Origin of the sequence: Polaribacter litorisediminis (genome assembly GCF_019968605.1) — a bacterium.
Lineage (GTDB): Bacteria > Bacteroidota > Bacteroidia > Flavobacteriales > Flavobacteriaceae > Polaribacter > Polaribacter litorisediminis.
Window position 1 is genome coordinate 3790387 of the sequence record NZ_CP082966.1, and the last position, 25680, is coordinate 3816066.

Consider the following 25680-nt stretch of genomic DNA (forward strand, 5'->3'; position numbering starts at 1 on the left):
CGGTGTTGTAATTAGTTGCGAAACATTTGAGTAAGCACAATTTAATTCCTTTTTCAACTTTTTCTCATTTGAGTAAATTCCTAAATTTTAATTTTAAAAGACAGTTTTCTAAAAAAAAAGCTGGGAAATTTCGCTTTTTGGGATTTTGCTAAATTCAAACATTTTAATTCCGCCAAGATTTTTCATTCCGCAATTTTGGAATTCCGTTTCAACATTTTTTCATAAGTAGAAATTCCGAAAAACTGCTAAATTCCGCATTTTTAAAAACCTTTAATTAGCGAGAGAGTGTTCCGCAAATTTCGCAATTTCTCGAACTTTAGAAACTTATAAATTCAGTATTTAACTAATTTTTATTGAGATTATGGATTTTCCTGAGCAATTAATTACAACGTTGTTTTGTATGGAAAGTTGCGATTTTGTTAACGAGGAATTTCCAGCGGAAATTCAGAAGTTTGCAAAAAAGCAACAAGTTTTAGTTTAAATCAAATATAGCAATTTTTTATACAAGGTGTTAGGCGCTGTGCTTTTCAGTCACAATTTTTCTTTAATTGCTTTTTTCCAAAAATAAATTCCAAAAACACAAGTCACGATAGCAAACATAATTCCGTTTTCGCCAAGCCAATGTTCCGCTCCTTCATTTTTTATTGTTAATTCGGGTAATATTTTTTGAATATATACATTACTTACTGCGTGAAAAATTACTGCTGGCCATAGGCTTTTAGATTTAAAAGTGTAATAAGTCATAATGAACGACATTGAGACTATAACAACATAAAATGTCGTCAATTCCAGGATTACATTTTCGCCATAATATACAATTAATGGCCAGTGCCAAGTTGCCCAAATAATTCCACTAAAAATGGAAACACCTGTAAAGGAAAGAACTTTTCTTAATTCATAAATAAAAAAACCTCGCCACCCAATCTCTTCCCCTAAAGTTGTTGCTGCTGCTCTTATTACTTCAATAGTTCCTAATAAGGTAATAGATATGATTGCAATCGATGTTGGATTTAGAGTTCCTATTCCAATCAAACCAAGTTCTTTTCCCCAATCTGTAATTGCTTCTTCATTTGTCAAACTTCCAAAGCCAAAAACCCAAATTAGTATATAAGTGATTAAGCCATATAAAGCAGGAATAAAATAAGAAAGTCGAATATATTTCCAATTTCCCCAATTCCAATTTAGTGAAGTAATAGGGCGTTTTATCAGTTTTAGCGTAATTATGGTAGCTATTGCAGGACACCACATTAGTCCTCCAATATATATTCGTGATGGATATAAATTAACTATCGCATAATGAAATAAAGAGCTTAAAATTGTAACAATAGCGAGGAAAATAAAGATTGTATTCCAAGTTTTTTTTCGTTCCGTTAGATTTTCTTGCATTTAAGTTTTCTGATTGGTTTGTTAATGGAAGACGATGAGTTCGTAGTTTTGTTACATTGCGCCTAACGTGTTTGTATATGGTTTGTTGCGTGTTTTAAGCACCTAATTTAGCAAATACAAACCGAATAGAAAATCCGCGAGGATTTTCGTAAGTAGGCTAGAACTAGCAATAAATTATATACGGTGTTGCCCACAGTATTTTTATTCCACTTTGATTTGTAATTCAGTCCAATTTAGATTCTTGGTTTCTATTTCGTTTAAATTAATTCCATTGTCGCTTAAAAACTTGTCAAAATCCGCAATTTCTTTATTATTACTCGGGTTTAATTCATCAAACGGAATGCTTAAAATGAATTTCTGATTCTTTTCCGATATTCCAAAAACATCGTCATTAGTTGCTATTTTTTCTCGTAAATCATAATCGTTATAAATCAGATATGTTGATTCACGATTTTTGTCAATTGATATTCCGATTGAGTAATCAGCATAATTTTGGTCTTCTGGTGGTGTTCCTAAAAACCAATAAACAAGATTGTGATAATTATAAGCAGTTAATAATTCGTTTTCAGGTAATTTTATTAAAGTCCAAGAACCAAAATCCGTTTTATTAATTGTAAAATTCACAGGTTCTTCTGCTGTAAATATTTCCGTCCATTCTTGAATTTTTGGTTGTATGTCTTTTAGACTTTTTCCTTTGACTAAAATAAAGCGATTATATGTTCCTTTTTCAGTCGTTTCTTTTGAGAATTCAGCCATTTCATTTTCGGATTTGGTTTGAGATTTACACGAAAAACTCGTTAAAATCAGAAGCGTAATTAATATTCTCGAAGTTTTTCTCATATTGTGGGCAACTTGTTTATATGCGGAACTTTTGTCCTATTTTGCTCCTAACTTGGCAGGATATGCAGAGGTTTAGTGTCTTTATATACTACTTAAATTTTCATAAATATAGTGGATTAAAATAGATCATCAAACGGATTTTTAATTTTTTTTAGACTTGTCTCTGTAACGTGTGTATAAATCATAGTTGTTTTAGGGCTGCTATGACCTAAAAGTTCTTGTATATATCTGATATCTGTTCCTTTTTCTAATAAATGAGTGGCAAAACTATGTCTCAAAGAATGTAATGTGGCTTTTTTTCTAATGTCTGCTCTAAATAGCGCATTTTTTAATACTTTTTGAGCACTAGTGTTACTGTATTTCCCACCTTTTTGCCCTTCAAATAGGTATTTTTTAGGTTTATAAGCAATGTAATATTCTCTTAAGATTTTTACGAACGCAGAAGACAGGAGTGTATATCTATCTTTTTTCCCTTTTGCTTGTTTAATATGAATTAACATCCTTTTGCTATCAATATCGGTAATTTCTAAATTAATAGCCTCACCAATTCTTAAACCAGCAGAATATAATAAACTTAGAAGAGCTTTGTGTTTTAGATTTGTAATGGTATTAAAAATTGATTTTATTTCATCAGTACTAAGTATAATTGGTAATTTTTTTTCTTTTTTGGGTCTTTCAATATGGATTTGGTCATAAGCATATCCTTTATATTCAAAAAATTTCTTTATACCACTAATAAATTGATTTTGATAAGAGATGGATTTACTAGGCTTATAAATATAATCATAACAAAAAGCTTCAACAATCTTTGTAGAAAATAAATCCACTTTTTTAAGAAGTGCATACTTTATATAAGTAGCAGTTACATCCACGTAAGTATTTACTGTATTTTCACTCAAACGCTTTTGAAATAGCCATTTCTCAAATTTTTGAAGTTCTATTTGATATTCAGTTGGAATTTCATCGATTAAATGGGAATTTCTTTTCTCTTCTATTTTACTTTTTTCAATAAAAGAGTGTAATTGAGAATAGTCAACAGTCCAATTAGTGTTTTTTAAATAACTAAAGATAATTCTTAAATTTTTTAAGGAAAGTTCAATATAAAAACATTTTAAAGTCTGACTCCAAAGAACATTTTCAAGTTTTTTGAGATGCTCTTTTATTTCATCATCATACTTAAAACGAATTGCCAAAACATTTTTATTTCGGTGTTTAGCTGTATTTAAAATTATTTTTTTCATAGCATAGAATTGTAAATTTAAGCTTTTAAAGTTGATTATCAATGTTCAGGGTCACCAGCAATACTAAATTTCTTTGATTTCAAAACATTCAGGCTACAAAACTCAAAACGATTGGTTATTTTTCCAAAACAAGCATAAATTCTCATTCCGTTTATTGAGTATAAATGCATCACATTTGTAAAATGAACCACATCAAAATAAAAACTATCTTGTTCTATAATAATTTATACCAATTTGTGTTTTAAATGGGGTAATAAAAATTTGAATTATTTTTTATCTAGTTTAGGAATAAAATTTAAGCATAGCAATAGCTACGGTTCTATTTTATGACGACAAATGGGTGAAAAAGAAACTAATTTTATACGGCATTTGAAGTGTAAACTGGTATTATTAGGTTAAACCAATGCCTTCTATTCTTTGTGCTTCGTTAATAAATATAAGTTTATGTGCACCTATAATACTTTTAATCTGTTCTGTATTTGGGGTGTTTAACAAAGTTCTTATACCAATTTAGGTTTATGACGCCGTGTAAATAAATTGAATTATTTTTTGATTCATTGAAATTAAAAAATAATTAGCGTAGCCTTTGTTACGGTCATTTTTTTTAATAAAAAGTAAGCGAAAAAAAAACGATTTATTGCGGCATTATAGGCCTAAAATGGTAGTACATTTAAAATCTCAGAAATTTTAAGTCCATCGCTATAAATAAGATATAAAATAGCTTTGTACTTCATGCTTTTTGGATGTTGTATAATTTTTAAAACAACTCTTTAAATAAAACGCACTTCATTGGCGGGTTCAGGTAGCCCTGATTGCAGCGGCATCCTTTTTGTTTTTCACAAAAAGATATAGCGGAAAGCAGGAAATAGCTTCAAAAAAATGAAAATAGGAGGTAGTAAATAGTTGATTGATTTTGATGAAAATATGGCTAAAATACTAGATTCCTAAAATTAATTTTGCAATCATAAAATAAATTAAAATTCCAAAAATATCATTACTGGTCGTGATAAAAGGGCCTGTTGCAATGGCTGGATCGATGCCTCTTTTATTCAAAAATAAAGGAACAAACGTACCAATTAATCCTGCCACAATAATCACGACAACTAAAGATGTAGAAATTGCCAAGGCTGTATTGATTTTACCTTCATACGCCCACACAAAAAAGAAAAGAAATAACGCTAAAACAAAACCGTTTAAGGCTGCTAAAAGCATTTCTTTTAACAATCTGCTATTAATGCTTCCTTTTACGTCATCATTCGCTAAACCTTGCACAATAATTGCGGATGATTGCACACCTACATTCCCTGCCATGGCAGCAATTAGCGGAGTAAAAAAGAATAAAACGGCATTTTCTGCAAACGTGTTTTCAAAAAGGCCCATGATTAAAAAAGCGCCAACACCCCCTAGTAAACCTAAAAATAACCAAGGCAAACGTGCTTTTGTAAGCTCTAAAATACTATCGTCAGAATCTACATCTTGTGTTAAACCCGCCGCCATTTGGTAATCTTTTTCGGCTTCTTCTTTTAAAACATCTACAATATCATCAATGGTAATTCTACCCAAAAGCACATTTTTATCATCGACTACAGGAATGGCTTCTAAATCGTATTTTGCCATGATTTTAGCAACTTCTTCATCATTTTCGTGCACATTTACAGCATCTACGGTAGATTTAGAAATATCGGCAATTTTTTGATCTGATTTGGCAATAATTAAGTCTTTTAAAGACAAACGCCCTACTAGTTTGTCTTCTTTATCTACCACATAAATAGAGTGCACTCTGGTTACTTCTTTTGCTTGCCCTCTAATTCTGCGCATACAACCAGCAACGGTCCAAGTTTCATAAACCTTTACAAGTTCTTTTGCCATTAGAGCTCCGGCAGTATTCTCATCATAAGACAATAACTCTCTAATATCTGCTGCTAATTCATCATCATCAAGTGCATTAATAACGCGTTTTTGTCTCTCTTCAGAAAGTTCGCCAATAATATCTGCGGCATCATCAGAATCCATTTCGCCCACTTCGTCTGCTATTTCTTGTGCTGAAAAATTTTCTAGGATTTTTTCACGAATATCTTCATCTAGCTCGGTTAAAATTTCAGAAGTTTTTTCACTATCTAAAAGTTTAATGATGTAGATAGCTTCTTCGAAATTTAATTCGTCTAAAACCTCTGCAATATCTGCAAAGTGAACATCAGAAAAAATAGCTGTTATTTCTTTATCGTTATTCGAAACAATTAATTCTGATAAGTGGTCTATAAAGGCATCGTTAAGTTCAAATACCATTGGATACTAATTTTTGGGTGAGTACAATAAATTCCTGAACAGACAATTGCTCAGGTCTTTTCGCAAAGATAGGTTCTTCTTTGAGAGTTTCCGAAAGATTGAAAGACTTTAAGCTAGAACGCAACATTTTTCTGCGTTGATTAAAGGCTGTTTTTACAACTCTAAAAAATATTTTTTCATCTACGGGCAATGAATAGTCTTTTTTTCTGATGAATCGTATAACACCAGAATCTACTTTTGGTGGCGGATCAAAAACAGTGGGTGGCACTGTAAATAAATACTCAACATCAAAAAAAGCTTGTGTTAAAACTGATAAAATTCCGTATACTTTAGAGCCTTCTTTTTCGGCAATTCTTTTGGCTACTTCTTTTTGAAACATGCCTGCAAATTCGGGCACAAATTCTCTGTTTTCTATGGCTTTAAAGACAATTTGAGTGGAGATATTGTAGGGAAAATTACCAATGATGGCTACTTGCTTTTTATGGAAAATTTCTTGAATTTCTTTCTTTAAAAAATCGCCCTCTATGATTTCAAATTTTTCTTTGGAGGTGTTTAAGTTTAAGTGCTCAATAGGAAAAACATCTTTTAAATAAGCAACAGATTCTCGGTCTAATTCCATGACCGTAATTTTTGGCTTTTTTTGCAATAAGTATTTGGTTAACACACCCATTCCTGGACCAATTTCCAAGACATGATCGTAACCTTTTTCTGTTAAAGCATCGGCAATATCTTTTGCAATGCTTTCATCCTTTAAAAAATGCTGACCTAAATGTTTTTTTGCTTTTACAGACACGCGCTTTCTTTTTTATCCTTCTTAAACAAAGATACAGGTATTGTCGGCATAGTGATTGACTGATTCAAATTTAAATTAAATCAAATGTATAAAAAGGTGGTTTTTATATACACATGCAGTTTCTAATCGAAAAGAGTTCCTCGATGCTCTGCGTCGAGGGTTCCGTTGGAATTGTCATTCCCGTGAAATTTATGCTCAACTAGATTGGGTAACGGGAATCTAAATAATAGAATTTTGGTTTTTGACTTTTTTAGGTCAAAGCTTGTGCTTAACTTGATTTCGTATGAAACGAGCGAAACCTGTCTGCCGGCAGGTACCTCTATTGCTTTGCCTCGAGGATAGTTCGTTTCAAGAAATTCTTTAATTCCCCAATTTTGTAGGATAAAACTCTTTAATTAACTTTAATTCTGTTCTAAAAGCCAACATTTTATCACCAAATTTTTTAAGACTTTCTATTTGCAATTTATCTGCATCCTCTTTATAATAGGCCTGTAAGTATTCTTTAGAGCGTGCTGTATATTGCACAGAATAGGTTTTTCCGCCCATTTCTTCATCAACCAAAACCTCGGTAAGTTTTGCCGATAAAAATTTGCCAGTATTTAAAACATCCGGAATATGTAGTTCCATCCAGGTTAACCATTCTTCATGAACAGTTTCATCAATATTTATGGTTACGTTGTATATGTACATTATTTTTTGGTTTTTTATTACTGGTCAATGATTCATGGTTTTTTGGCGAGTGTTTTTTTGATGAAGCTAAGAATTAAAAGCTATCAACTAAAACCAACAACCATGAACTATGAATTACAAATTATCTCCTCTTAATTTTCTGTATTTTTTTCTGGCTTCTACCAAATAAATGCTAGAAGGATGTTCAAAAATTATTTTTTGATAATATTCTTGCGCTTTTTCGATGTTATTTAAATGATAATGATAAGTTTCTGCCATCAAAAAATTTACATCATCTGTTAAAATACCTTGGTTATCTGCAGCTATAATTTTTTCTAAACTTACAATAGCTTCTTCATATCTTTTTAGTTTGATGTATAGTTCTGCTTCTAAAAAAAGTACGTCATCATAAATAACTTCTCCCGGAACCAAACCATTTATTAAAATATCTTTGGATGAAAAAAGGTTTGAAATTTCTTGCAAAGCATCCTCATTTTTATTCTGATAAGCCAAAAGTTCTGCCCTTGCTAATTGTTTTAATCCAGACGGAATAGAGTCTACAGGTTCATTGTCTGTAATTTTTAAAAATAGCGCTACTGCATCATTGGCAATGAGTTGTGTTGTAGAGCCTTTTAGTACTTTTAGTTGTGCTTTTGCCCACGTAAAGTCGCCTTTAAAATAACTTGTTTGTGCTACTTTAAAACGCGCTTGCTGCGCCAATTCATGGTTTTTTAATTGGGTTTGAATTTGAGAAAAATAAATTAAGGCTTTGTTAAAATTCCCTCTAAAAACCAATACATCTCCTAATTTTAGTTTGATTCTCGCTTTGTCAAATTTAGTTTTTGAAAACCCTAATGCTTGCTCTAAAACAGCAGTTGCCTGTGCGGGTTCATTTTTAGTAAATGTTAAAAAATCTGCATATTCTACAAGGAGTTCTATGGTTTGTGCATTTTTGCCAAATTGCATAAATAAAGATTGAAATAAGTTTTCCGTTTCAGGGTTTTTAGAAGCTACAGCAATTTTTATTAGGTATACATTCGCATCAATTTTTTCTTCATTTAAGATCGAGTTTTCATTTACAAAAGAAAAACACTGTTGAGCAGATTCATAGGCTTTATTTTCAAAAGCTATTGTACCCAAACTAAAAATTTCTGATAAATCTGTAGGGTTTCTTTGGTACAAAGCTTTTTCTTGCGTAAAAGCTTTTTCATATTCTTTTTGTTGCGCAAATAACCAACTTAATAAAATATTCCATTCGTTTTTAGGGTTGCTTGCAGCTTTTCTTAAAAGCGTTTTTCTAAATAAAATATTGGTTTCATTTTGGGCATCCTCCGTAATGTATATACTTGCATATCTTTGAATTAAGTTCAGATAACTTGTATTCTTATCTACTAAATTAATATACGCTTCAAACATTTGTTTAAAGTCTCCTTTTTCGCCATAAATCTGTGCTATTTGAAAATTATAGTTGGCGTTTTTATTGTTGTTCATTCCTTTTTGATACGCTAAAATGGCGTTGTCTAACAAGTTATAACCTTTAAAAAGACGCGCAATAATACTGGCATAAGAATCATTTATATCTATAGAATTGATGGCTTTTTCATAGTAAATCGTTGCTGCTTCTTTTAATTGTTGTCGCTCATAATTGTATCCTAAAAAAACATTTAAATACGTTTGGGAAGGATCTTTTTGAAGCTTTGTTTTTAGTAAAACTTCCGCAATTTTATAGTTTTCTGTTTCTTGATAGCAGCTAATTAACCGATTTAAATAAGAAGTATTAAAAGGACTTTTGTCATAGAGCTTCTTATAAATTTGAGTAGCTTTTTCATATGATCCTTGTCTGTAATAGGTTTCTGCTAAGAAAAAAGTATTCTGTTCTGCTTCTTGACTAAAAGAAAAGTTACAGAAAATTAGAAAAATAAGGATGAGGAGTTTTTTCATGTGAACCAAAGATAAAGAAGATAAATGTTAAATTTTTGTGAAACCATTCTTATTTTTTGGACTTCTTTGTAACATTTTGGCACAGATCTTGTCTATACTATAAATAACCAATCAAAACGAAACAATGAACGAGCTAACCAACAAATACGAAAACGCCAAACAAAACTCAATTGAGTTCATGAAAAACGGACAAATAAGTGCTTATTTAAATTCGCTTTTAGAGATGAACAAATACAAAAGATTAATGATTGCTGTGATTGCAAATTAAAATTAGTTTGCAGTTTTAAGTAACAGTAAGCAGTCATTAACTAACAGAAAATTGATACTGACAAATAGTTTACGTTGCAGTAAATAGTACTTAACGAAACGAAAACAGTTTATTAAGTGTAAGTATTTTTGTACATAAAAAGTAAGCTTTTTACGCAAAGCAGCGAACTGAAAAACTGCAACTGAAAACCGTTTACTATTTTATCATGTCAAACCCACAATAAGGAATTAAAACATCTGGAATTTTAATTCCGTCTTCTGTTTGATAGTTTTCTAAAATTCCGGCCAAAACTCTCGGCAAAGCTAAAGAGCTTCCATTTAACGTATGCGCAAATTCACTTTTTCCTTCGGCATTTTTAAAACGAAGTTTTAATCTATTCGCCTGAAAGGTTTCAAAGTTTGATGCAGAACTAATTTCTAACCATCGATCTTGAGCGGTAGAAAACAATTCAAAATCGAATGTAAGTGCAGCCGTAAAACCAGTATCACCACCGCACAAACGCAAAATTCTGTAGGGTAGTTTTAATTCTCTTAAAATATTTTTAATGTGTTCTACCATGCCGTCTAAAGCCTCGTAAGACTTCTCCGGATGTTCTATGCGTACAATTTCTACCTTATCAAATTGATGCAACCTGTTTAAACCACGAACATGCGCTCCATAACTTCCTGCTTCTCTTCTAAAACAAGGTGTATAGCCCGTACAACAAATAGGAAAGGCTGATTCTTGTAATAAATTACCCCGAAACATGTTTGTAATTGGCACTTCTGCGGTAGGTATTAAATATAAATCATCTTCTGTTACATGATACATTTGCCCTTCTTTGTCTGGCAATTGACCTGTACAAGTAGCAGATTCTTCATTGACCAAATGCGGAACTTGAACTTCAGTATAACCGGCTTCCGTGTTTTTATCTAAAAAATAATTAATTAATGCACGCTGTAATCTTGCTCCTTTACCTTTATAAACCGGAAAACCTGCACCCGTAATTTTAGTTCCTAATTCGAAATCTATGATGTCATATTTCTTTGCCAATTCCCAATGCGGAAGTGCATGGTCTCCTAAATCAGGAATCGCCCCTTCGCTAAAAATGTTCTCATTATCTTCGGCAGAAGTTCCTGCTTTTACAGAGCTATGCGGAATATTAGGAATTTGATATAAAAGCGCTTGCAATTCATTTGCAAAAGCAACTAAACTTTCAGAAAGCTCTTTAGATTTCTCTTTTAGCTGCCCAGTTTTTTCTTTAAGAAGATTTGCTTTTTGTATTTCTCCAGATTTAAAAAAACCACCAATTTCTTTAGATATTTTATTAGATTCTGCCAAGGTAGTATCTAACGCAACCTGAGTAGCTCTTCTATTTTCATCAGCCGTTAACACTTGCTCAATAATGGCTTCAGCGTTTGCGAAATTACGTTTTGCTAAACCTTCTAAAACGATGTTTTTATTTTCTCTAATAAACTGTACTTGTAACATTTTCTGTAAGAATTATGAAATGCAAAGATATAATTTGTGAAATAGTTTAACCCCGAATTCGTCAATAAAAAATAGGGGTAGTTTCTTTTATTTTCTTGTATTTTTTTGGGCGTTACCCGAAGGGTCAGGCTTTCGCACTCGCTTTTTTTGTAGAAAAACAAAAAAGAGCTCAAACAGTTGCTCAATCCTTAACGCAGATTGCGAAACTAAACAAGAATTTTTTTAAAATGCACTGGTATTATTTAGCTTTTTCTCCACATATTCTTGTCATGTAAACAAGGTAGAAATCTCAGAAGCTTCCGAAATTGCTCGCTCTCACACTTATAAGATTGCTAACAAAAAGATACACCACGATTATAAGTTCTTAAATTTAAGACTCTAAATTTTTAACAAGATAAGCTCTAGCAATTTCTTCATCTTTTTTAAGTTGATGAACTAACGAAGCTATAGAATCAAATTTATGTTCATCTCTCAAAAAGTAAAGAAGTTCAATGGTTAAATTCTGATGGTATAAATCTTGATTAAAATCAAAAAAATGAACTTCAATAGTTTGATAACCTCCATTTAAAGTGGGTCTACTCCCAATATTCATCATCCCATAAACTATTTTGTTATCAATTATAGATTTTACAACATAAACGCCCGTTTTAGGAATTAATTTATAAGTTTCTTTTATATCAATATTGGCTGTTGGGTAACCAATTTTACCTCCTAGTTTTTTGCCATTTACAACGGTACCTTGCAGCATAAAATGATAGCCTAAATAATTGTTGGCAGTTTTAAGCTTTCCGTCATGCAAAGCACGTCTAATTTTTGTAGAGCTTACAGAAACACTGTCTATGTCTTGTGCGGGTATTTCTTCCACTTTAAAATCATATAGATGACTATATTCTGTCAGTTGCTTAATATTACCTTCTCTATTTTTTCCAAAATGATGATCGTAACCAATAATCAATTTTGATATATTTAATTGGTTTACTAAAAGATCTCTCACAAACTCTAAGGCAGACATTCTAGAAAATTCTTTGCTAAAAGGATGAATAATTAAATAATCTAACCCCGTTTTTTCTAACAAACTAGCACGTTCATCAATGGTATTAATCAACTCGATTGAAGCATCTTTTTGCAACACCATTCTAGGATGCGGAAAAAAAGTAAGTACTACCGATTTTTTGTTTGCTTTTTTAGCTTCAGCAACTAATTTTTTTATAATTTGTTGATGCCCAAAATGCACACCATCAAAAGTACCAATCGTCACAAAGGTTTGTTCTGTAGAAGAAAAATTAGTTATATTATTTATTATTTTCAACAAAGAATATTTAGGCTACAAATCTACAATAACTAAATGTTTTGCTCATTATCAATACAAAGTTTTTGAGTAGAATAAATTTATAAAAATATTGTATTTTTGTGAAAATCCATTTTTCTAAATGAAAAAAACACTGCTTTATCTGGCTGCAATATTTCTTTTTTTACTAATTAGTATTTCAATATATGTACTAAACATAAACAACTACCAAAGAGAAGGAAAAATCACAATAGCGCTAAATGATCATCCTATAAAAATACATCGCGACAATAATGGTATTGCATACGTAATAGCGCAAAATAAAGCAGATGCAATTCGTGGGCAAGGCTTTATTTTGGCACAAGATCGTTTGTTTCAAATAGAATTTTACCGTGCTTTGATAAAAGGAGAAGCTGCGAGTTTAGTGGGTAGTTCTATGTTGCAATCAGACATAAAAATGCGTGTACTTAATTTGGTAGGCAATGCTAAAAGAAGTTATCAATACTTAGATGCCGAAACAAAAAAAATGTTAGATTGGTATTGTGAAGGGTTTAATGAATATTTAAAAGTGGGCAAAGATGAGTTCCCTGTTGAATTAAGTTTGTTAGGTATAAAGCCAACTCCATTAACACCACAAGACATTATTTCAGTTACACATTTTGTTGGTTTGTTTCATAGTCAAAATTTAGAAGATGAAGTTTTAAGTTTAAATCTAGCTGCAAGCATGGACAAAGCTTCAGAGCTTCTTCCACTTTCTATTAATTTAGATAGAACTAAGGAATTAAAAATTACAACAGATTCTATATCCTTGGCATTTTCATCTCAAACACATAAATTATTTCATCAACTTGAAAATCCTATGGTATCCTATCCAAAATTAGGTTCCAATAATTGGGCTATTTCAGGAAAAAAATCACAATCAGGAAAGCCTATATTATCAAATGATCCTCATGTTGATGCCAGAATACTTCCTGGTCTTTTTTATCCTATTGGATTATTTTGCCCGGAATTTAAAGCTGTTGGTATTGCTACACCAGGAATTCCTGGATTAATTTCAGGCAGAAATGAATTCGTTTCATTTGGCGTTACTAATGCTTACGGAGACAGTCAAGATTTATTTATTGAAGATGTCGAAGGTGCTTTTTACATGCAAGAAGAAAATAAAATTCCCTTTACTAAAAGAAAAGAAACCATCAAAGTTAAAGATAGTGCCAATGTTGAAATAGAAATTCGCCATACAAAAAGAGGTCCTGTTATTTCCGACTTTGATGTATTTAATATTCTAACAGATGATGTTGTAAGTTTACGATGGTCTTTAGCAGAAACTAAAAGTAATTCTATGGGTTTAGAGCGTATATTAGAAACTAAAAACGTTTTTGAATTTAGAGAAGCGCTAAAAGGCATGGACAATATGTTTTTTAATTATGCCATTGCAGATGTAGAAGGAAATATTGCACATCAAGCCACAGGGTTGGTTCCTGTAAGACGCAATAAAACAGGCGAAGTGCCTTCTAAAGCAAATCAACAAGATAATTGGTTAGGTTTTATTCCTAAAGATTCATTACCACACATGATAAACCCAGAAAGAGGTTGGATTGGCACAGCCAATAATGATACGCGTCCAGATGATTATCCTTATTATTATTCTAATCATTTCTCTCCATATTATAGATACCAAAGAATTACAGAACTATTATCAGAAAATAAAAAATTCAACGCTCAAGATATATGGCAAATGATTTTTGACGTAAAAAATATGCAAGCAGAGGCTTTAACGCCATTATTTGTTGCTGCTTTAGAAACAGAAGAAACCACTAAAGATATTGCAGCAATTTTAAAAAAATGGAACTATAAAGATGGTATTAATGAAGTTGGTGCATCTGTATACAACGTCTTATATAATGAACTTTTATATTTAGTTTTAAATGATGAATTGCCTGATGAGCTTGAAGATATGTATTGGGAAAACGTCTATTATTGGAATCAGAAGGTAGATGGATTTATAACATCAGAAAATGCTTTTATTGATAATATTGATACGCCACAAAAGGAAACACTTTCAGAACTAATTGTTGAGGCCGGACTTAAAACAAAACAACTTTTAACGGAAAGATTGGGTGCCAATCAAAATGATTGGACGTGGGGTAAAATACACACCATACATTTTGTGAGTCCTATTAAAAAAGAAGGTTTTGGAAGCGGTTTACTAGGTGCAGAGCTGCTACCTAAAGCCGGTTCTAACCAAACACTTAATAGAGGTGGTTTTATAAAAAATATAGAACATAAATTTGAAACAAGTTGGTTCAGTTCTTTTAGAATGGTAGCGGACATGAATGATAAAGAAAAAATGATTGGTATTTTATCCGGCGGAAGTGCAGCAAGAATTTTTCATCCATATTACAAATCGCAATTAGAAAAATGGAAAACGGGCGAATATATACCGTATTGGATTTCTAAAGAAAAGGTTATAGAATACTCAGAATTTCAATTGATTTTAGAATAGTGCAAACCCAGTTTTTTATGAGTAAAACGCATAAATATAGATATGATTTTCCTAAAAAATAACATCAAATTAGTTGAATATCATAAAAAAAATGAATTTTATTACATAATTCAAAAATTTTTGTATTTTGCACTATAGTTAACAAACAAAACAAATTATGATAAAAAATTTATTACTAGTTGCGTTTATAGCCTTTAGTAGCCTAGCAATGGTATCGCAAACCACCATTACGGGTACGGTTAAAGATGCAAAAACGGGAGAAACACTTCCTGGAGCCAACATTAAAATTTCTAGAAAATCAGTAGGAACAACTACAGATTTTGACGGTAATTTTGTTTTAGAAGTGTCAGATACTCCACCTTTTACCATAGAAATTTCTATGCTAGGGTATAAAATGGAAGAGATAGAGATTACAAAAAATAATCAAAAAGTATCGGCTGTGTTAACAGAAAATGAAACCTCTTTAGATGAAATTGTAGTATCCGCATCTAGAACTCCAGAACGTATTATGGAGTCTCCTGTAACTATTGAAAGAATGGATGCTAGAGCTATTAAAAACACTTCTTCACCTTCGTTTTATGATGGTTTGGAAAATTTAAAAGGTGTAGATATCAACACCAGTAGTTTAACATTTAAATCTGTAAACACAAGAGGTTTTGCTACGTTTGCAAATACACGTTTTATGCAATTGGTAGATGGCATGGACAATTCATCACCAGCATTAAACTTTGCTATTGGTAACCTTTTAGGAATGTCTGAATTAGATGTGTCTACCGTAGAATTACTTCCGGGTGCGGCATCAGCATTATATGGTGCAAATGCCTTTAATGGTATTATGTTTATGACAAGTAGAAGTCCTTTTGATGATGCGGGAATAAGTTTTTCAATGAAAGGAGGTATTACAAGTCAAGAGGCTGCTGGAAACAATGAATTTTATGACTTAAGCCTTAGATTAGCGCATCAATTTTCTGATAAATTTGCTGCAAAAGCAACTATTTCTTATTTAGAAGGAACAGAATGGTTTGCAACAGATACTAGAAACACTAGAAACGGAGAATATGCTCCTGGAGATAGATCTTTAAACGATTATGATGGTTTAAATGTTTATGGAGATGAAGTTGCTACTAGTTTAGGAGGGGCAATAGGTAGAGTTAGTAGAACTGGTTATGAGGAAAGAGATTTAATGAAAGATTATCAAGCAAAAAGTTTAAAGGTAAATGCAGCGTTGCATTATCGCCCTTTTGGAGATGATCGTTTAGAAGTAATTTTAAATTCTAAGTTTGGTACGGGTAACACTATTTACCAAGGAGCTAATAGGTATAATATTAGAAATTTCTTCCTTGGACAAACCAAATTAGAAGTAAAAGGGAAAAACTTTTTTATAAGAGGTTATGTAACTACGGAAGATGCTAAAGATTCTTACGATTCTCGTTTTGCGGCTATTAACATTAACAGAAGGTGGAAGTCTGACCAAGAATGGTTTACTCAATATGCCGGTGCTTATTTAGTTTCTGGTTCTCATGCTTTTGCAAGATCAACTGCAGATACTGGTCGTTTAATTCCTGGAACACCAGGTTTTCAAGCTGCTTTTGATGATGTTACTTCAGACCCAGATTTAATTACGGGTGCTAGATTTCAAGATCAAACAAAACTATATCATTCAGATATCAACTATAATTTTCAAGATGTTATAGATTGGGCAGAATTTCAAGTGGGTGCTTCTTATAGATTGTATTCTTTAAATTCTAATGGAAGTATTTTTACAGATAACGATGGTCCTATTGATTATGATGAATATGGGGTTTACACACAAATGCAGAAGAAATTTTTAGAAGATGATCGTTTAAAGTTTACTGCTTCAGTTCGTTATGACAAAGCACAAAACTTTGATGGAAATTTCTCTCCAAGAGTTTCTTTAGCGTACGCAGCTGGAGAAAATAAAAATGATAATTTTAGAGCTTCTTTTCAAAAAGGTTTTAGAAACCCAACTACACAAGATCAATATATTGGATTAAATGCAGGTGCTGCCATATTAGTTGGTTCTGCACCAGACAATTTAGATAGATTTACAAGTGCTCCTATAAATGTAAGTACAGCTGGGCAAGCATTCGTTGGCGGTGCTACGACTACTTTATCTGGTAGATTAGCTTATGAAAATTCTTTTTCAGCAAGTTCAGTGCAAAATGGTGCTCCAGCAAAATCTAGCTCTCCTTTAGTAAGACCAGAAGAAGTGACTGCTTTTGAATTAGGATATAGAGGTTTAATTAATGCTGGGGAGTCTAGAATTACAGTAGATTTAAGTGGTTACTACAACAGTTATGATGGTTTTATTTCTGGTAAAAACGTATTAGTACCTTTCTATGGAACCGTAGGTGATAATAGTTTATCTCTTTTAGCACTTCAAAATGGTGATTTTCAGGCATTCCAAACATACACAAATACCATTGCAGATATTAATTCTTACGGTGCTTCTATCGGTTTAAATACGAAGATATTTAATGGTTTCGACTTTGGAGTAAGTTATACCTATGCTAGATTTGAGTTTGATGAAGCCTCTGATCCAGATTTTGAAGCTGGTTTTAACACACCAGAAAACAAAGTTAAAATACAATTTGGTAAAACAGATTTATTTGAAAACTTCGGATTTAATGTAAATTTAAGATGGCAAGATGAATTTTTATGGGAATCTACTTTCTTAGATGCCACTGTAGATGCTAGAACTGTATTAGATGCACAAATTAACTATAGTGTTCCTAGTTGGAAGTCTGTATTTAAATTAGGAGGCGCAAATTTAGGTGGGCAAGAATATTTTAGTGCACCAGGTGTTGGTGCTGTAGGATCTCAATTCTATCTTTCTTGGACAATTAATAACTAATAAAAAAATATTATTTTATGAAAAATTATAAATATATAGGTTTGTTTCTTTTATCATTAGGCCTTGTTTCTTGTGATGTAGATAACACCTTACCTGAAATACAAGCTGAAGCAATTCCCGAAGTTGCATTAAATACAAACGGATTAGATTTTTCTAGTTACGTTTCTGTCGGAGCTTCTTTTACAGCAGGTTATACTGATGGAGCTATGTTTAAAGCAGCTCAAGAAAATTCTTTTCCAAACATTTTGGCAGGCAAATTTGGTACAAATTTTAACCAACCTTTAATGAATGACAATATTGGAGGATTAGTTTTTAACGGAACAGCTGTGCAACCACCAAGATTTTATTTTGATGGAGCAGGACCTGCAAGGTTATCTGCAACCCCAACTACACAATTAGGCGTGCCTGCTTCAGGTGGACCCTTTAATAATTTTGGAGCTCCGGGTGCAAAAAGTTTTCATTTAGGATTTCCTGGTTATGGGCAATTAAATCCTTACTTTGGTAGAATGGCTTCGAGCCCAACAGCTACCGTTATGGGAGATGCGTTGGCACGAAACCCAACGTTTTTTACCTTATCAGAAATTGGAGGAAATGATGTTTTAGGGTATGCACTTTCTGGAGGTTCAGGAGTAGATCAAACGGGTAATTTTGATCCATCAACCTACGGAGGTAATGATATTACAGACCCTAATGTTTTTGCCGATGTTTTTAGCGGTATGGTTACTGCTTTAACTGCAAACGGAGCAAAAGGAGTAGTGGCTAATGTACCTTACATTACAGATTTAGCCAATTTTACGACAGTACCTTATAACCCTGTGCCGTTAGATGCAGGAACAGCAGCAGCTGTTAATGGTGCATACGCTGCTTATAATGGAGGTTTACAACAGGCTTATGCAGCTTTAAACCAAGTAGCTCCAGGATTATTTACAGAGGAAGAACTGAATAAGAGATTAATTAACTTTTCAGAAGGTCAAAATCCAGTAGTAATTATTGATGAATATTTAACAGATTTAGGAGCTATAAATCCAGCTTTTGCTGCCTTACCTCAATTTAGACAAACTACAGCTGATGATTTGTTAGTGCTGGCAGGTGCAAGCTTTATAGGTACTCTAGCAGATCCTAGTAATCCTGCTTCGGTTAGAGGTGTTGCAGTAGCTTTAGGTGATCAATGGGTAATAACACCACAAGAACAAACGGCAATTAAAAATGCTACGGATGCATACAATACTACGATAGCTGCAGTAGCAGGCGCAAATCCAAATGTTGCTTTAGTAGACTTTAAAGGGGTTTTATCAGAAGCGTCTACGGGTATTACTTTTGACAACTACAATATGAATACTGGTTTGGTTACTGGCGGTTTAATAAGTTTAGACGGTGTACATTTAACAGGTAGAGGTTATGCTTTAATGGCGAATAAGATATTAGAAGCCATGGATGCTGAATTTGGTTCTAACTTTACTTCTGCTACAAATGGTTTAGCTAAAGCTGACGATTACCCTACTAACTATTCGCCTACATTACAATAGTAAAATAGTTTATATATAAAAAAGGTTGAGATTATAAAATCTCAACCTTTTTTTTTTGATATAAATATGTATTTCATTCTAAGAAAGCATCATTTTTGCTCGTTTTAAACCAGCAATAAACATAGCGATTTCTTCTTTGGTATTGTAAAATGAAAAAGAGGCTCTTACAGTACCTGGAATTTTATAATAATCCATAATAGGTTGTGCACAATGATGCCCTGTTCTTACAGCAATACCTAATTTATCTAGAATAGCACCAATATCATAAGGATGAATTCCATCGATATTAAAAGAAATAACCGCAGTTTTTTCATTGGTGGTTCCGTAGATTTTTAACCCTTCAATTTTTAGAAGCTCTTCTGTACCGTATTTTAAAAGCTCATTTTCATATGCAGCAATTGCATCAAATCCAATAGTGTTCATGTAGTCTATGGCGGTTCCAAAAGCGATTCCTCCACAAATATTAGGCGTTCCTGCTTCAAATTTATGAGGCAAACCAGCATACGTTGTTTTTTCAAAAGATACCGTAGCAATCATTTCTCCTCCACCTTGATAAGGAGGTAATTTTTCTAACCATTCTTTTTTTCCATATAACATGCCAACGCCTGTTGGGCCACATAATTTATGGGCAGAGGCCACATAAAAATCTGCATCTAATTTTTGAACATCAGGTTTTATATGAGGTGTTGCTTGTGCTCCATCAATTAAAACAGCAGCACCAACTTTATGAGCAGCATTGATAATTTCTTCAATAGGATTTACCGTTCCTAAGGCATTTGAAACATGATTACAGAAAACTAATTTGGTATTTTTATTTAACAATTTATGGTAAGTTTGCATGTCTAAGGCACCTTCTTCATTCATCGGGATCACTTTTAAAATAGCCCCTGTTTTTTCGCAGAGCATTTGCCAAGGAACAATGTTTGAATGATGTTCTAAAGCGGAAACAATCAACTCATCACCTTTCTTTAAAAGTGATGAAAATCCAGAAGCTACAATATTGATGCTATGTGTAGTTCCGGCTGTTAAAATAATTTCATACGCTTCTTTTGCATTAAAATGTTGTTGGATTTTAATACGAGCTTGTTCGTATTTATCAGTAGCTTCTTGACTTAAAGTATGAACGCCCCTGTGAATGTTTGCGTTGTAATTGCTATAATAATCTACAATCGTATCAATAACAATTTGAGGCGTTTGTGAAGTAGCAGCATTATCGAAATAGACTAAAGGTTTTCCGTGAACAGTTCTTTTAAGGATTGGAAAATCAGCGCGAATTTTATCAACATTCATCATACAAAACATATTTAATTGCAAAGATAAAGGTTGATTTTTTAAACGAATAACAAAGCCAATATGAATTTCTTATTTTTACATCATCAAATTCTTTTTTAATCATGAAAATTTTCAAGCGAATGCTACTTTTAGTAGCGGTATTTATTACAATTGTTGTTGTTTACAATTATCCAAAATTAAATATTATTGCAGGTTATTCTGCTAAAAATGCAGCTTCATCTGTTTTTGTAGCAAATAGATCTTTAGCGTTTACAGATACAACAGATAATAATTTTTCTCCGATTAATTTGGCAAGTGATCAAGTACAGATGCCTAAAAAAGCTGTTATTTCTAGCGTTTTTGGTTTGCTGAGTAGAACATCTTTTTACAGGGAAGGAACTGGAAGTGTGGTAGCACTAAAAGAGGAAGATATACATAAAAGTTATTTGGCACCAAAAAGAGGAGTTCCAGATAATGATACACCTTTTCCGTATGGGAATGCGGCGCAAAAAGACACGGTTTTCACGAATGTTGATTATGAGCAACTAGAGAATGCTTTGGATGTATTATTTGATCCTGAAAATAAAACAAGAGCGGCAGTTGTAGTGTATAAAAACCAAATTATTGCAGAACGATATGCAGCTGGTTTTGACCAGGAGTCTAAAATTTTAGGATGGTCTATGACCAAAAGTATTGTAGGTACTTTATTCGGTGTGTTAGAACATCAAAATAAAATGAATGTTTTCGATAAAGCTCCCTTTAACGATTGGCAAAATGACGAAAGAAGTCAAATAACAATTCATAATTTATTACAAATGAATTCTGGTTTAGAGTGGAATGAAGATTATAACACGATTTCTGATGTTTCTAAAATGTTGTTTTTAGAACGAGATATGACTAAAAGTCAAATAAAAAAACCATTGGTAGGTGCACCCAACGAAAGTTGGTATTACTCTTCCGGAACCACTAATTTATTATCAGGAATTTTAAGAAAGCAGTTTCAAACACACCAAGAATATTTAGATTTTTGGTATGCAGATTTAATTGATAAAATTGGCATGAATTCGATGCTTGTAGAAACTGATTTGGCAGGCAATTATGTAGGCTCTTCTTATGCTTGGGCAACCGCTAGAGATTGGTCTAAATTAGGACTGCTGTATTTACATAATGGTCATTGGAAAGGTAAACAACTTTTTACAAAAGAATGGGTAAAATACGCGACTACGCCAACGCCAACATCAGACGGTCAGTATGGTGGTCAAATTTGGTTAAATGCAGGGAAAACGTATCCTAATGTGCCAAAAAACATGTATTTCTTTAGCGGGTATCAAGGACAAAACGTATATATTTTGCCGGATAAAGATTTGGTGGTGGTTAGAATGGGCTTAACTAAAAACGCTGATGTTGATTTGTTATTGAGTGAAATTATAAAAAATATCAAATAAATAACATCAATTTTGGTGTATGATGTGGTTTGCATAAATTTTTGAAAGGAGTTTTGGAGAGTATTCCATATCAAATTAATATTTGTTCAGCGATTTTATTTTCTTTAGGTTCCTTTTAAAAAAACTATAGTTATAGTATGTAAATCCTTGAAAGTTTAAATGTTCTTCTAATGCAATTTGTTTTTTTTCTAGCTCTGTAAAAAATATTCTTTCCGCTTCTTCAAATTCATGATTTCTTAACCATTTACCCATGAAATTATTTTCTTCAGAAAACAAGATAGAAATTTCAATATGAGAATGGATTGCATCTAAATGATTTAGTCTTTCTTTTACATATAAATAACTGTATTTGGGGTCTTCTACATAATCATGAACCAGCAACATATCTACATGTTTACTTATTTGATCGGCTTCTTGCCGTGTAAATTTACCCACATAAGCTTCTATTTTTATATCTATGTTTGCGTCTTCAGCTAAACTTTTCATAACAAATAGAGAGTTTATATAGTACTTAAAAGAACTCTCTCTATTACAAGACATATTGGCCTTTTTTAAATAGGTTTCGCAATAATAACCTCCGTCCAACGATTGTTTTTTATTCCAATATTCATACTCAAGATTGTAGACATCAAATCGTTCTTCTTGTTTTGTTCTAGATACATTATAAGGGTGAATAGCTTTAATGAAAAAGTTACCAGTTTCGCCAGAGGCACTTACACTTTTTACATGGTGTTCTTTTTTTGCTTTTGCAATAAATTTTGCAAGAAGTCCGTTTTGAGATGCATCGCCCAAAGGAAACCTTTTATGCACTTTATTCAGGTCATATAGAATGATTTCTTCGATATCATTTTTATCTACAAATTCTAATAATTCTTTTTCTAGAGTATAAGAGCCTAGTATATTACTGAAATTATCGACATACATTTTTCTACCTTGACCCAAAGAAATTGATATAAACAGGATATAAAATGTAAATGATAAAAGCTCTAATTTTCTCATAAAAAAGTGTTGTAAATTATAAGTACTAAATATAGTTATTTTTTTCCTTAATTATTTAAAGATTAAAATTTATAGGTAGGTATCTACTGACCTTTATTGTATTATTTTTTGAAGCATTGAAATTAAAAAATAAGCAGTATAACATTTTTTGCGGCCATTTTTTTCAATAAAAAGGAAGCGAAACAGAACCGATTTATGACGGCATTATAGGACTAAAAAGGACATATAATATTTAAAAAGAGTGCTACAAAAGCTAAAACCAGTCAACTATTTTTGTGCTTTTGGTTTTTACCAACGCTAGAATTGAATATTTTAAATTAAAATGTTTATATTTGTCAAAAAATGACAAGTCTTATGAATACCACTTTTGGAGAGTACATTCGATTATTACGAAAACAAAACGAGTTGACTTTAACTCAACTTGCAGCGAAACTGAATTTGGACTCTGCAAATTTGAGTAAAATTGAGAATGGAAAAAGAGATTTTGACGAAAAACGTTTACCAAAACTTGCGAAAATCTTCAAAATCGATCTTACAGAATTGAGCAATGAATATTTGACCGACCAAATTGGAAAGCATATTTACGAAACGAATTGCACAAAACAACTTTTGCAAGTTGCGGAGGAAAAAGCAGAATACCGCAGAACACTTAATAAATCACTTCAAACAAAATAAAATATGAAAATAGTATCTTTTTTCGCAGGAGCTGGCGGACTTGACTTAGGCTTTCAGCAAGCAGGTTTTAATGTTATTTGGGCAAACGAATATGATAAAGAAATTTGGGAAACTTATGAAAAGAATCATCCAAATACAATTCTTGACAAAAGAAGCATTGTTAATGTTCCAGTTGACGAAGTTCCGGAGTGTGATGGAATAATTGGTGGTCCACCTTGTCAAAGTTGGAGTGAAGCTGGAGCAGCAAGAGGAATTAAAGATAAAAGAGGTCAGTTATTCTACGACTTCATCAGAATATTAGAAGCAAAACAGCCAAAATTCTTTTTAGCAGAAAATGTTAGTGGAATGCTAATTTCAAAACATACAGAAGCTTTAGAAGGAATAAAAAAACTTTTTAGAAACGCAGGAATAGGTTATGAACTTTCTTTTCAAATGCTAAATGCATCTGATTACAATGTTCCTCAGGACAGAAAAAGAGTGTTTTTTATTGGAATTAGAAAAGACTTGAACTTTAAATATCAATTCCCAACTGAAACTTTTCCTAAAATAGCACTTGAAGAAATTATAACAGATTTAAAAGAAGGTGTTTTACCTGCATTAGAGTTTAATAATACAAACGGAAATAATTGTTCTGTTCCAAATCACGAATATATGATTGGTAGTTTTTCAACCATTTATATGTCAAGAAATAGAGTAAGAAGTTGGGACGAACAATCTTTTACAATTCAAGCTGGAGGAAGACACGCACCACTTCATCCACAGGCACCAAAAATGAAATTTATTGAAAAGAATAAAATAGCAGCTTAATGAATATAGATTATGCAAAAACTTTAGATAAATGTGATGAAGTAAAAAAGAAGTTACAAGAACTTTCAACCTTACTTTATTCAAATGTGAAACAAGAATTATCTTCAAAATTTAATAGTGAAAAAAATAATATTGAGAATTGGATAGAAGAAATTGAATTTGAAATAACTAATTATAATCAAGATTAATTACCAATTTTTTTCAAGGTCATTAGGAATAACCTCTGAAATACAAGAAGTAATACATTGTTTTATTGAGAAGTTGAAGACAAAATAAATTCTGATAAACACAACCTGAAAAGTAATGAAGTTTTAAAGTAATTTTACTAATTGGATATTGAAAAATGTAAAGTTTAGGTTATTGTCTCGCTTTCTCGAAAGTGTAAAAATTCAATTTTCATATATAAATAGAGCTAATAATATGGGAGAAGCTCTTGAAAGTTATATTAAAGACGCTTTTGCAGGAACATTTGGAATAAAAGACGAATTAAAAAGAATGCAAACTTATAATCAAGAATTTTCTTGGTTAGGATCTCAAAATAATCCGCCTGATATTATGATAAAAGGTGGAGATGCTATTGAAGTTAAAAAAACTCAAAGTGCAAATACAAGTTTAGCTTTAAATAGTAGTTATCCAAAAACTGATTTAAGACACACAAGTCCTATGATTACAAAGGAATGTAAAGAGTGTGAAGATTGGACAATTAAGGATTTAATTTATTGCGTTGGGCATACGACAGATACAAGTGTAAAATCTTTGTGGATGGTTTATGGTAATTCTTACGCAGCTAAACACGAAACTTACCAAAGAATTAAAACAACTATTTCTGATGGAATTAAAACGATTCCAGACGTTGTTTTTGCAGATACAAAGGAATTGGGAAGAGTAAATCAAGTTGACCCATTAGGAATAACAAATTTGAGAATTAGAGGAATGTGGCAAATTGAAAATGCACGAAAAGTATTTAATTATTTACACGAACCTACTGGTAAAGACTTTGAATTAGTTTGCATAATTCCAACAGAAAAATATAATGGTTTTCCAAAAGAAAGTAAAACTAAACTTGAAACAATTAAAGAAAACGGATTTAGTATTGAGGATAAACATATAAAAGACCCAGATAATCCTGCTAAATTAATAGATTGTAAACTAATAAAACTATGCGTGTAAGTCAACACTAAAATCCATTCTCATTTGCAATTGGGTTCAGTCAACCAAACAAGCCAAAAATTGCAAAAGAGTATGTTTTTGCCAACGCTATCAAGTTTGTGGAAAGAAAAAGTCAGTACACAAGAACATATATAATTTATTGCTTACTTACTAAAATCTTCACAGATTTTTTTGGTCAGTAATTATTTATTAATTTAAGTTTGTAATTCATGGAACAAACCATAGA

At 32.0% G+C, this 25680-nt stretch carries 20 protein-coding genes; 9 read left to right on the top strand and 11 right to left on the bottom strand.

Features of this window, described 5'->3' with window-relative positions:
* Window positions 1-531: 531 nt before the first annotated feature.
* From K8354_RS16285 to K8354_RS16315, 7 genes are all read right to left on the bottom strand, one after another.
* Window positions 532-1386 carry a CPBP family intramembrane glutamic endopeptidase gene (locus K8354_RS16285; protein ID WP_223443068.1) on the bottom strand — a complete coding sequence of 285 codons (855 nt, stop codon included), beginning with the start codon at window positions 1384-1386 and terminating at the stop codon, window positions 532-534.
* Window positions 1387-1587: 201 nt separating this feature from the next.
* Window positions 1588-2226, bottom strand: a complete 639-nt coding sequence (locus K8354_RS16290; RefSeq protein ID WP_223443071.1) for a hypothetical protein — start codon at window positions 2224-2226, stop codon at window positions 1588-1590.
* A gap of 116 nt (window positions 2227-2342) precedes the next feature.
* Window positions 2343-3467, bottom strand: coding sequence for a tyrosine-type recombinase/integrase (locus tag K8354_RS16295; RefSeq protein ID WP_223443086.1), 1125 nt, complete (start codon window positions 3465-3467; stop codon window positions 2343-2345).
* A gap of 936 nt (window positions 3468-4403) precedes the next feature.
* Entirely contained in the window at window positions 4404-5753 is a 1350-nt protein-coding gene (mgtE, locus tag K8354_RS16300) for a magnesium transporter (protein WP_223443101.1), read from the bottom strand.
* Complete coding sequence (gene rsmA, locus K8354_RS16305; protein WP_223443103.1) at window positions 5743-6546, bottom strand: 16S rRNA (adenine(1518)-N(6)/adenine(1519)-N(6))-dimethyltransferase RsmA; 804 nt, start codon at window positions 6544-6546, stop codon at window positions 5743-5745. Before rsmA ends, mgtE begins: the two co-directional genes overlap by 11 nt.
* A gap of 360 nt (window positions 6547-6906) precedes the next feature.
* Window positions 6907-7236: a DUF4286 family protein gene (locus K8354_RS16310; RefSeq protein ID WP_223443107.1), complete on the bottom strand. Its 330-nt coding sequence runs from the start codon at window positions 7234-7236 to the stop codon at window positions 6907-6909.
* Window positions 7237-7350: 114 nt separating this feature from the next.
* Window positions 7351-9156 (bottom strand): tetratricopeptide repeat protein, encoded by a 1806-nt coding sequence (locus tag K8354_RS16315; protein WP_223443110.1) that lies wholly within the window; start codon window positions 9154-9156, stop codon window positions 7351-7353.
* Between the two features lie 124 nt (window positions 9157-9280).
* Between K8354_RS16315 and K8354_RS16320 the strand changes: the two genes are divergently transcribed.
* The gene (locus tag K8354_RS16320) at window positions 9281-9424 is read left to right on the top strand and encodes a hypothetical protein (RefSeq protein WP_223443114.1); all 144 of its coding nucleotides are present in this window, start codon (window positions 9281-9283) and stop codon (window positions 9422-9424) included.
* 195 nt (window positions 9425-9619) lie between these two features.
* Here the strand turns inward: K8354_RS16320 and serS are convergent, their stop codons facing one another.
* Window positions 9620-10894, bottom strand: a complete 1275-nt coding sequence (gene serS, locus K8354_RS16325; RefSeq protein WP_223443118.1) for a serine--tRNA ligase — start codon at window positions 10892-10894, stop codon at window positions 9620-9622.
* A gap of 370 nt (window positions 10895-11264) precedes the next feature.
* A complete protein-coding gene (locus K8354_RS16330; RefSeq protein ID WP_223443121.1) occupies window positions 11265-12203 on the bottom strand; it encodes a bifunctional riboflavin kinase/FAD synthetase in 939 nt (312 codons plus the stop codon).
* A gap of 121 nt (window positions 12204-12324) precedes the next feature.
* Between K8354_RS16330 and K8354_RS16335 the strand changes: the two genes are divergently transcribed.
* From K8354_RS16335 to K8354_RS16345, 3 genes are all read left to right on the top strand, one after another.
* A complete protein-coding gene (locus tag K8354_RS16335; protein ID WP_223443124.1) occupies window positions 12325-14685 on the top strand; it encodes a penicillin acylase family protein in 2361 nt (786 codons plus the stop codon).
* Window positions 14686-14842: 157 nt separating this feature from the next.
* Complete coding sequence (locus K8354_RS16340; RefSeq protein WP_223443127.1) at window positions 14843-17560, top strand: TonB-dependent receptor; 2718 nt, start codon at window positions 14843-14845, stop codon at window positions 17558-17560.
* Between the two features lie 17 nt (window positions 17561-17577).
* Window positions 17578-19086, top strand: a complete 1509-nt coding sequence (locus K8354_RS16345) for an SGNH/GDSL hydrolase family protein (RefSeq protein WP_223443130.1) — start codon at window positions 17578-17580, stop codon at window positions 19084-19086.
* Window positions 19087-19164: 78 nt separating this feature from the next.
* Here K8354_RS16345 and K8354_RS16350 read toward each other — a convergent pair whose 3' ends face one another.
* On the bottom strand, window positions 19165-20379 hold the full coding sequence (locus tag K8354_RS16350) for an aminotransferase class V-fold PLP-dependent enzyme (protein ID WP_302850516.1): 1215 nt from the start codon (window positions 20377-20379) through the stop codon (window positions 19165-19167).
* A gap of 101 nt (window positions 20380-20480) precedes the next feature.
* On the opposite strand from K8354_RS16350, the gene K8354_RS16355 reads away from it, so the two are divergent.
* Window positions 20481-21803, top strand: a complete 1323-nt coding sequence (locus K8354_RS16355) for a serine hydrolase domain-containing protein (RefSeq protein WP_223443132.1) — start codon at window positions 20481-20483, stop codon at window positions 21801-21803.
* Between the two features lie 75 nt (window positions 21804-21878).
* Here K8354_RS16355 and K8354_RS16360 read toward each other — a convergent pair whose 3' ends face one another.
* On the bottom strand, window positions 21879-22802 hold the full coding sequence (locus K8354_RS16360; protein WP_223443134.1) for a hypothetical protein: 924 nt from the start codon (window positions 22800-22802) through the stop codon (window positions 21879-21881).
* Between the two features lie 354 nt (window positions 22803-23156).
* Here K8354_RS16360 and K8354_RS16365 point away from each other — a divergent pair, with 354 nt between their 5' ends.
* From K8354_RS16365 to K8354_RS16380, 4 genes are all read left to right on the top strand, one after another.
* Window positions 23157-23477, top strand: coding sequence for a helix-turn-helix domain-containing protein (locus K8354_RS16365; RefSeq protein ID WP_223443136.1), 321 nt, complete (start codon window positions 23157-23159; stop codon window positions 23475-23477).
* Window positions 23478-23480: 3 nt separating this feature from the next.
* Window positions 23481-24284, top strand: coding sequence for a DNA cytosine methyltransferase (locus K8354_RS16370; protein WP_223443138.1), 804 nt, complete (start codon window positions 23481-23483; stop codon window positions 24282-24284).
* Complete coding sequence (locus tag K8354_RS16375) at window positions 24284-24472, top strand: hypothetical protein (protein ID WP_223443141.1); 189 nt, start codon at window positions 24284-24286, stop codon at window positions 24470-24472. The genes K8354_RS16370 and K8354_RS16375 overlap by 1 nt, the downstream gene beginning before the upstream one ends.
* 172 nt (window positions 24473-24644) lie before the next feature.
* Window positions 24645-25454 carry an NgoPII family restriction endonuclease gene (locus K8354_RS16380; RefSeq protein WP_223443144.1) on the top strand — a complete coding sequence of 270 codons (810 nt, stop codon included), beginning with the start codon at window positions 24645-24647 and terminating at the stop codon, window positions 25452-25454.
* The last annotated feature ends 226 nt before the right edge of the window (window positions 25455-25680 follow it).